Source organism: Brevundimonas sp. (genome assembly GCF_032107865.1).
Classification (GTDB): Bacteria; Pseudomonadota; Alphaproteobacteria; order Caulobacterales; family Caulobacteraceae; genus Brevundimonas.
This window is the reverse complement of sequence record NZ_DAMCNG010000125.1, coordinates 1-8,201: the sequence shown is the minus strand read 5'-3', so window position 1 is coordinate 8,201 and position 8,201 is coordinate 1. Positions and strand designations below refer to the sequence as shown.

General features: G+C 67.4%; 7 protein-coding genes and 1 tRNA gene. All 8 read left to right on the top strand.

Going from position 1 to position 8,201, the window contains the following annotated elements; genetic code table 11:
- Window positions 1-187 precede the first annotated feature (187 nt).
- Window positions 188-427, top strand: a complete 240-nt coding sequence (locus tag RT567_RS10935) for a DUF3297 family protein (protein WP_125901558.1) — start codon at window positions 188-190, stop codon at window positions 425-427.
- 108 nt (window positions 428-535) lie between these two features.
- Window positions 536-1,942, top strand: a complete 1,407-nt coding sequence (locus RT567_RS10930) for a M20/M25/M40 family metallo-hydrolase (RefSeq protein WP_409516168.1) — start codon at window positions 536-538, stop codon at window positions 1,940-1,942.
- Window positions 1,943-1,952: 10 nt separating this feature from the next.
- Window positions 1,953-2,037, top strand: a tRNA-Leu gene (locus tag RT567_RS10925).
- A gap of 614 nt (window positions 2,038-2,651) precedes the next feature.
- Window positions 2,652-4,346, top strand: coding sequence for a sodium:solute symporter family protein (locus RT567_RS10920; protein WP_313576402.1), 1,695 nt, complete (start codon window positions 2,652-2,654; stop codon window positions 4,344-4,346).
- 12 nt (window positions 4,347-4,358) lie between these two features.
- Entirely contained in the window at window positions 4,359-4,490 is a 132-nt protein-coding gene (locus tag RT567_RS10915; RefSeq protein WP_218779206.1) for a putative transporter small subunit, read from the top strand.
- A 104-nt stretch (window positions 4,491-4,594) separates the two neighbouring features.
- The gene (locus RT567_RS10910; protein ID WP_313576401.1) at window positions 4,595-6,283 is read left to right on the top strand and encodes an alkaline phosphatase family protein; all 1,689 of its coding nucleotides are present in this window, start codon (window positions 4,595-4,597) and stop codon (window positions 6,281-6,283) included.
- A 158-nt stretch (window positions 6,284-6,441) separates the two neighbouring features.
- Window positions 6,442-7,908, top strand: a complete 1,467-nt coding sequence (gene pyk, locus RT567_RS10905) for a pyruvate kinase (protein WP_313576400.1) — start codon at window positions 6,442-6,444, stop codon at window positions 7,906-7,908.
- Window positions 7,909-7,917: 9 nt separating this feature from the next.
- The coding region (locus RT567_RS10900) for a DNA adenine methylase (protein WP_313576399.1) at window positions 7,918-8,201 on the top strand (284 nt) is incomplete at its 3' end.

Genomic DNA, 8,201 nt, shown 5'->3' with positions numbered 1-8,201 from the left:
GGCCGCTCGCCCTGCCGCCCAGCCTGCGGCCAAGGCTCCGGCTCCTGCCGAGACCGGCCCGCGTCCCTACGCTCCGGCCCCTGCCGACGCTCCGGCCGCCGCCCGTCAATCGGTGCAATAGGCGACGGTTGTCGCAAAGGCCTTGCGCGGCTATTCAGCCCGCTTCGATTTTTCGCGAGACCTTTCCATGTCCGACGTCCTGCCTGACCGCCTTTCGGTCGATCCCGACAGCCCCTTCCACAACGCCGAGCTGCTGGCGCGCGGCGTAGGCATCCGCTTCAAGGGCGAGGAAAAGACCAACGTCGAGGAATACTGCGTCTCGGAAGGCTGGGTCCGTCTGGCCGTCGGCAACCGCGTCGACCGTCGCGGCAAGGCCCTGACCGTCAAGCTGCAAGGCCCGGTCGAGCCCTTCATCAAGGGCGAGTGATTTCCGCCCAGCGGCGAAGCTGAGACTTTCGGTCGCAGTCTTCGCCCGCTAGGGTCCGCGCCTGTCGTTTGAGTCTGGGAGGCGCTCTTGTCGTTCACTATCCGTCTGATGGCCGCCAGCGCTGTGGCGCTCGGCCTTGTCGCTACGCCGGTTCTGGCGCAGGACGCCCGCACCATCCGCGCCGCCGAACAGGTGCGCGATCAGGCGCTGAAGGGCAATATCGCCCTCGACTACGTCACCCAGATCACCACCCGCTTCGGCCCGCGCCCGGCGGGCTCGCGCGCTGAGCAGGACGCCTCGGCCTGGGCCGCCGACTACATGCGCGCCCACGGCTTCCAGAACGTTCGCATCGAGCAGTTCCCCCTGATCGGCTGGGAGCGGGGTGAGGAAAGCGCCGAGATTCTGGGCGCACGCCCGCAAAAGCTGGTCGCCGCGGCGCTCGGCCATTCCATCGCCACCCCGGCCGAAGGCGTCGAGGCGGAGGTTGTCTTCTTCGACGGTCTGGACGCCTTGTTGGCGGCCCCCGCCGGGTCGCTGAGCGGTAAGATCGCCGTGGTCGACGGCGGCCAGATGGTGCGGATGCAGGACGGCTCGGGCTACGGCCCTCTGTCGCGCATTCGCGGCGTCGGCCCGACCGAGGCGGCCAAGCGCGGGGCGGTCGCCTTCGTCATGCGCTCGGCCGGATCGGACGAACACCGCATGCCGCACACCGGCACGACCCGCTATGTCGAGGGCAAGGTGCCGCTGCCCGCCTTTGCGCTCAGCGCGCCGGACGCCGATCAGATCGCGCGGTTGGTGGGCATGGGCGAGACGGTGCGCCTGCGCCTGAAGTCCACCGCCCACACCTATGAGACCCACAGCCAGAACGTGATGGGCGACATCGTCGGGGCCTCGCGCCCGAACGAGATCATCGTCCTGGGCTCGCACATGGACAGCTGGGATCTGGGCACCGGCGCCATCGACGACGCGGCGGGCGGCGCCATCACCCTGGCCGCGGCCAAGCTGATCGCCGAGCAGGGCCGTCCGGCGCGCACGGTGCGCGTGGTCCTGTATGGCTCTGAAGAGGTCGCCCAGCCGACCGACCACGGCAACGGCGGCGGCGCCTATGTCCGCAACATCGGCGCGGACGTCGAGAAGCACGTCGTCGCCGGCGAGAGCGATTTCGGCGCAGACCGCGTCTACGCCCTGGGCCTGCCGCCCGGTTCGCAGCACACGGACTTCGCCAAGATCGCCGAGGGCGTCCTGCGTCCGCTGGGCGTCCTGCCGGGCGAGGCGGAGCTGTTCGGCGGGGTCGACATCGGCCCCCTGGCGAGGGCGGGCGTTCCGGTCTTCGGCCTGCGCCAGGACGGCACGCGCTATTTCGACCTGCACCACACGGCTGACGACACCCTGGACAAGATCGACCCGGCCCAGATGACCCAGAATGTCGCCGCCTGGGCGGCCCTGGTGCGCCTGATCGCTGATTCCGATGTGGACTTCCGGGCCGCTCGTGCGGCACAGGAGGCGAAGCGCTGAGGCGCGCGCCGCGAGCGTGGCGAAACTGGTAGACGCAGCAGACTTAAAATCTGCCGACTTTGGTCTTGCGGGTTCGACCCCCGCCGCTCGCACCATCTTCGGCCGGACCTGATCCGGCTGACGCCCTTGCGGGCCTTGGTCCTGTGAGGCCGTTTCCACGCCTGCGTTCCTGAACGCAGGCGTTTTTTTGCGTCTGCGGCCAAATGCTGTCTGGGCTCAGAGCTTTGGCGCGCGCGTCCTTGTCGCCGTCGCATCCCTGCGTTTCGAATGTGTGATGTCGATGAATGCAGTTTTCACATTGGTGCGATTTCTGTATGGACGATGGGTAATCGTTGACTATAAAGTATAGATTGTCCTGAATATCATTTCAGTCGAACTTCTTCGTCATCAATATCATATGTGATAATTGAGATTCGAATCTCTTTCGTTTGGTTGAAATTGACCTGAATTTTGTCAAGCCTATCGCGCTGCACAAAAACTTTATCTCAGCTTCGCTTTTGATGTATTAGGCTGTCTCGTCGCGGCTTGAGGGGTTGAGCCGCGCTGGCGCGTGCGATGCGCCGTTCATTGCGCCTGGCTTTCATGTCGGACGCGAAGGCAACCGTGACATCTCGTCTGTCTGCGCCGCTGTGCGCGGCGGCGTTTTGCGGCTGCGCGGATGGCGGCCGGGGGCTCGCAGGATGATTGAGAGACAGGAGCGCAGGCGCGCGTGGACGACGTACAACTTCAACAACTGGGCGGGCCGCTGACGATCGGCCTGCTGGTGCTGTTCTTTGGCCTGACCATGCTGATCTCGCTGCGGATCAGCCGACGCAAGGAAAACGCCGACGCCTATATGACCGCCGGCAACGGCATCGGTCTGGGGGTCTCGGCCGCCTCGATGACGGCGACCTGGATCTGGGCGGCGTCGATGTATGCGTCGGCCACCTCGGGTTATGTCTACGGCATATCGGGGCCGATCCATTATGGGCTGTGGGGGGCGCTGATGATCCTGTTCATCTACCCCTATGGCCGCCGCATCCGCGCCGTGGCGCCGCGCGCCCATACGCTGGCCGAGGTCATGTACGCCCGGCACGGCCGCTCAAGCCAGCTGATGCTGGCGGGATCCAACATCCTGGGCAGCGTGATCAGCCTGACGTCGAACTTCATCGCCGGGGGCGCCCTGATCGCCATGCTGACGCCGTTCAACTTCAGCCAGGGCGTCGTCGTCATCGCTGGCGGAGTGCTGCTGTATACGCTGTGGTCGGGGTTCCGGGCCTCGGTGCTGACGGACTTCATTCAGGTGTGCGCCATGCTGGGTGCCGTGATCGTGGTTATTCCGGCCATCTTCTTCGCCATGGGCGGCCCGGCGGTTTTTGTTGAAGGCGCATCCAACCTGACGCCGCAGCAGACCAGCTTCTTCTCGTCCGAGGCCTTCCTGAACCAGGGGGCGCCCTATATCGCCGCCGTCCTGGCCTACGCCATCGGCAACCAGACCATCGCCCAGCGTCTGTTCGCCGTGCGCGAAGACCTGATCCGGCCGACCTTCATTACGGCCACGGTCGGCTATGGCGCGACCATCATCGGCATCGGCATGCTGGGCGTCGTGGCCCTTTATGCCGGGATCAATCCGATGGAGGGCGACCTCAACAACCTGATCCCGCAACTGGCCGGAACCTATTTCGGGCCGGTGCTGCTGAGCGTCTTCTTCATCATGATCATTGGCTCGCTGGCCTCGACGGCGGACTCCGACCTGTCGGCCCTGTCGTCGATCATGATGGCCGACGTCTATGGCCGGGCGGGCAAGCGCAAGGCTGATCCGCGCCTGATGTTGACCGTCGGCCGGGCCACCATGGTCATCGCCACCGGGACGGCTCTCTATTTCGCTGGGGCGCGGATGAACATTCTGGACCTGCTGGTCCTGGTCGGCGCCATCTGGGGCGCGCTGGTCTTCCCCGTCATCGCCAGCTTCTATTGGGAGAAGGTGACCAACAAGGCCTTCACCGTCTCGGTGCTGGCGGCGCTGGCGATCTTCTTCCCCGTGCGGTTCGGCTGGATTTCGATGGATGGCGCCGTCGGCTATGTCTTTGACATGGTCGCCGTGGTCGGGGTGGGCGTGGTTGCGGGCCTGATGGTGTTCGGCTTCTTCGGCGCTCGGCCCGCGCGGATCGTCGGCGTGGCGGCGGCCCTGCTTGTCGCGCCCTTCGCCATCGGCTTCCTGCATGACTACGCCGTGTTGAGCGGTTCGCTGATCGCCTATGCCGTCAGCACTGTGGTCTGCACCGTCCTGTCCCTGTCCAACCGGACCGGCTTCGACTTCTCGCGCATCGCCCGCATGACCGGCGACTTCGACGAGGCCGACGCCGAGGCAGCCGCCGCGTCTGCCGCGGCCCGGACAGGCTCGCAACTTCCTCAATCCCGCTGACCGGAGATCTCCATGACCCCCTTCTGGCTTACCGTCTATGTCCTGATGTGGCCCGTCATCGTCGCGGGCGTGCTGGCCTTCATCGCCCGCGCCTTCTTCCGGGAGTGGCTGGACGCGCATCGACGCGGTGAGCCGATGATCTGACGCCGGAGGGCGCTGCGGCCCCCTTTTCATAGCTGCGCTGTCTTGGCCCCGTCATGGCGGCGGCGTAGGGATTTGACGACTTTCTGCTTCGCTTGGTGTTCCCGATGATCCGCAGCCGCCTTCTCGCCTCCGCCCTGGGCCTGACCCTGGGGCTCGTCGCCCTGAGCGGAGCCGCGCAGGCGGCGGAGACGACGGCCCCCGCAGCGGCGCCCGCGGCAGAACGCGCCTCGCCTTCGCTGATCGTCACCGTGGTGGTCGATCAACTCAGCGCCAATCTGTTCAACCAGTACCGCAGCCAGTTCACCGGCGGGCTGAAGACCCTGGCCGATCAGGGCATGGTCTCGATCAACGGCTATCAGACCCACGGCGTGACCGTGACCTGCGCCGGCCACTCGACCGTGCTGACGGGCGCCCATCCGGCGCGCAGCGGCATCCCGGCCAACGACTGGATCGACACGACGACGGGAAAGGAAACCTATTGCCTGGCCGCGCCGCAGAACACTTTGGCGCACGGCAAGAACACCGACAACGGCCCGGTCGGCCCCGGTCAGCTAAGCGCCTCGACCCTGGGCGACTGGCTGAAGGCGGTCAGCCCTGAAAGCCGCGTTTACGGTGTGTCGGGCAAGGATCGCGGCGCCATCAACCTAGCCGGGCACAAGGGCGACGGCGCCTTCTGGCTGACCGACAATTTCGGCTTCACCACCTATGTCGAGCCGGGCCAGTCGGCCGAGGCGCGCCTGGCTCCGGTGGCGGCCCTGAACGCCCGCATGATCGACCGCTTCACGCGACAGGCGCCCAGCTGGACCTATTCCAACGCCGCCTGCCGCCGCCTGGAAGGGCAGTGGACCATCGCGGGCCAGACCTTTGACTCCAAGGTGCCGCCGGCCAACTTCCGCCTCGACAACTCGCCCATCCTGGACGAGCTGACCATCGAAGGCGCGATCGAGCTGATGGACAGCCAGCAACTGGGCCGTCGCGGCGTCACGGACATGCTGGGCGTCAGCCTGTCGGCCACGGACCGTATCGGCCACAGCTACGGCACCCAGGGGCCCGAGATGTGCGAGCAGATGCTGCGCCTCGATACGGCCCTGGGCGCCTTCCTGGACAAGCTGTCGACCGTTCCGGGCGGCGCCATCGTGGTGCTGACGGCCGACCACGGCGGCTCGGACTTCCCCGAGCGTTCGTCGGTCGAGGGCTATCCTCATGCGGGCCGGGTGGATCGCGCCCTGCAGCCGCGCGTCAACGCCGCGCTGAAGGCCCGCTTCGGGCTGGACGCTGATCCCGTGGTGTCGTCGGCGGGCGGCTTCGTCATCGTCGACAAGGACCGCAAGTCCCTGCCGGAGCCGCTGCGCTCGCAGGTGCTGGCCGCTGCCCTGGAACTGTTGAACGCCGAGCCGCAGGTGGTCCTGGCCGTCGCCCGCGACGAACTGCTGGCCGAGCCTGTGCCGAACTCGATCAACCCCGAAGACCTGAGCGTGCGCGAGCGCCTGCGTCTGTCGGCGGTGGCGGGCCGTTCGCCCGACATCCTGCGCGCCTGGCAGCCGGGTCTGACCGGCCAGGGCCGTGTCGGCGGCGCCATCTCCAGCCACGGCTCGCCCTGGGATTATGACCGCCGCGTGCCGATCGTCTTCTGGTGGCCGGGCGCCGAGGGGCAGGAGCGCTTCCTGCCGATGCGCACCATCGACATCGCCCCGACTCTGGCCAATCTGATCGGCGTCACGCCGGACGCCCCGATCGACGGCCGCTGCATGGACTTGCCGCAGTTCGCCAAGGGGCGTTGCGAGACGAAATAAGACGGCCGGTCGCCATAACTTCGTGTTTCGCGGCCATAAACTCGTGTTTCCATGTCGGGAGGCGGCCTTACGCCTCCCGCATTTCATTGGCACAAGAGACTGAGAAGCGCTTCTGAGGGGAGGCGCCGGCCGTCAGAGCCATCAGAGGAAACCCGTTCATGCAAAGAGCCCGCCGTGCGCGCATCGTCGCGACCCTTGGACCCGCCAGTCGTGCGCCGGGAACGGTCAAGGCGCTGGCCCAGGCCGGGGTGGACGTCTTTCGCCTGAACTTCAGCCACGGCTCGCACGACGATCACGCCGCCGCCTTCAAGGCCGTGCGCGGAGCCGAGATGGCGTTGAAGCGGCCGCTGGGCATACTGGCCGACCTGCAGGGGCCGAAGCTGAGGCTGGGCCGTTTCTCCGACGTCGAGATCGAGGTCAAGCCGGGCCACCAGATGCGCTTCGACCTGAACCCGGCGCTGGGCGACGAGAAACGGGTGCAGATGCCGCATCCGGAAATCCTCAAGTCCCTGCGTCCGGGCATGCTGCTGTTGCTGGACGACGGCCGGGTGCGGCTGCGCGTGGGCGAGCGCACAGACGAATGGTGCGACGTCACGGTCGAGAGCGGCTCCAAGCTGTCCGACCGCAAGGGGGTGGCCGTGCCCGAAGCCGTCATCCCAGTCTCGGCCCTGACGCCCAAGGACCGCGAGGATCTGGCCTTCGCGCTTCGTCTCGGCGTCGACTGGGTGGCCCTCAGCTTCGTCCAGAAGGCCGAGGACATGGCCGAGCTGAAAAGTATCGTGAACGGTCAGGCCGCCTGCCTGGCCAAGATCGAAAAGCCTCAGGCCCTGAACGACCTCGAGAGCATCCTCGACTACTGCGACGGCGTCATGGTCGCGCGCGGCGATCTGGGGGTCGAGATGGACCCCGAGGAAGTGCCGGTCGCCCAGAAGAAGATCCTGCGCGCCGCCCGCCAGCGCGGCGTGCCCGCGATCGTCGCCACCCAGATGCTGGAATCGATGACCAGCGCCCCGGCCCCGACCCGCGCCGAGGCGTCGGACGTGGCCAACGCCGTCTATGAGGGCGCCGACGCCCTGATGCTGTCGGCCGAGACGGCGGCGGGCGACTATCCGCTGGAAGCCGTGACCATCATGAACCGCATCATGGAGCGGGTGGAGCGCGACCCCCTGTGGCCGGGCCTGATGGACGCCGAACACGCGGGCATGGACATCGACGATGTGGACGCCCTGGTCGCGGCGGCGAGAAAGGCGGCCGAGGCGTCGTCCACTGCCTGCATGGTGGTGTTCACGACGCTGGGCGGCACGGCGCGGCGGATGTCGCGCGAGCGGCCGTTGCAGCCGGTGCTGGCGCTGACGCCCAAGCCCGAGACGGCGCGTCGTCTGGCCCTGGTCTGGGGGCTGGAGCCGCGTCTGGGCGAACAGCCGACCTCGCTGGAAGGCTTGACCGATGATGCGGTCGAGGCGGCCATGCTCTACGGCCTGGCCGAGCCGGGACAGCGCATCCTGATCCTGGCCGGAACGCCCTTTGGCGCGCCCGGGGCCGCGAATCTGTTGCGTCTGGCCCATGCTCCGGCCCATGCTGCCCCCCGGCACGACCACGGGGCGAAGCGCGCCCGCAAAACCTGACGGGGCGGAATGATCAAATACATCGGCTCAAAGCGCGCGCTTCTGGGCCAGGTGATCGGCGCGGTGCGGGCGGCTCAGCCGCAGGGCGGGACGGTCTGCGACCTGTTCTCCGGCACCGCGCGCGTGGGCCACGCGCTGAAGCGCGAGGGGTTCCGCGTCTGGTCCAATGATCACAACGCCTATGCCCACGCCCTCGCCACGGCCTATGTTCAGGCCGACCGCGAGGTCTGGGCGGACAAGGCCGAGGCGGTGCTGGCCGAACTGCGCGCCGTGGCGCCCGCCCCGGGCTGGTT

Coding starts and splice junctions, on each gene's coding strand:
- RT567_RS10935 (WP_125901558.1), top strand. CDS start 188: ATGTCCGACGTCCTGCCTGACCGCCTTTCGGTCGATCCCGACAGCCCC.
- RT567_RS10910 (WP_313576401.1), top strand. CDS start 4,595: ATGATCCGCAGCCGCCTTCTCGCCTCCGCCCTGGGCCTGACCCTGGGG.
- RT567_RS10930 (WP_409516168.1), top strand. CDS start 536: ATGGCCGCCAGCGCTGTGGCGCTCGGCCTTGTCGCTACGCCGGTTCTG.
- RT567_RS10915 (WP_218779206.1), top strand. CDS start 4,359: ATGACCCCCTTCTGGCTTACCGTCTATGTCCTGATGTGGCCCGTCATC.
- pyk (WP_313576400.1), top strand. CDS start 6,442: ATGCAAAGAGCCCGCCGTGCGCGCATCGTCGCGACCCTTGGACCCGCC.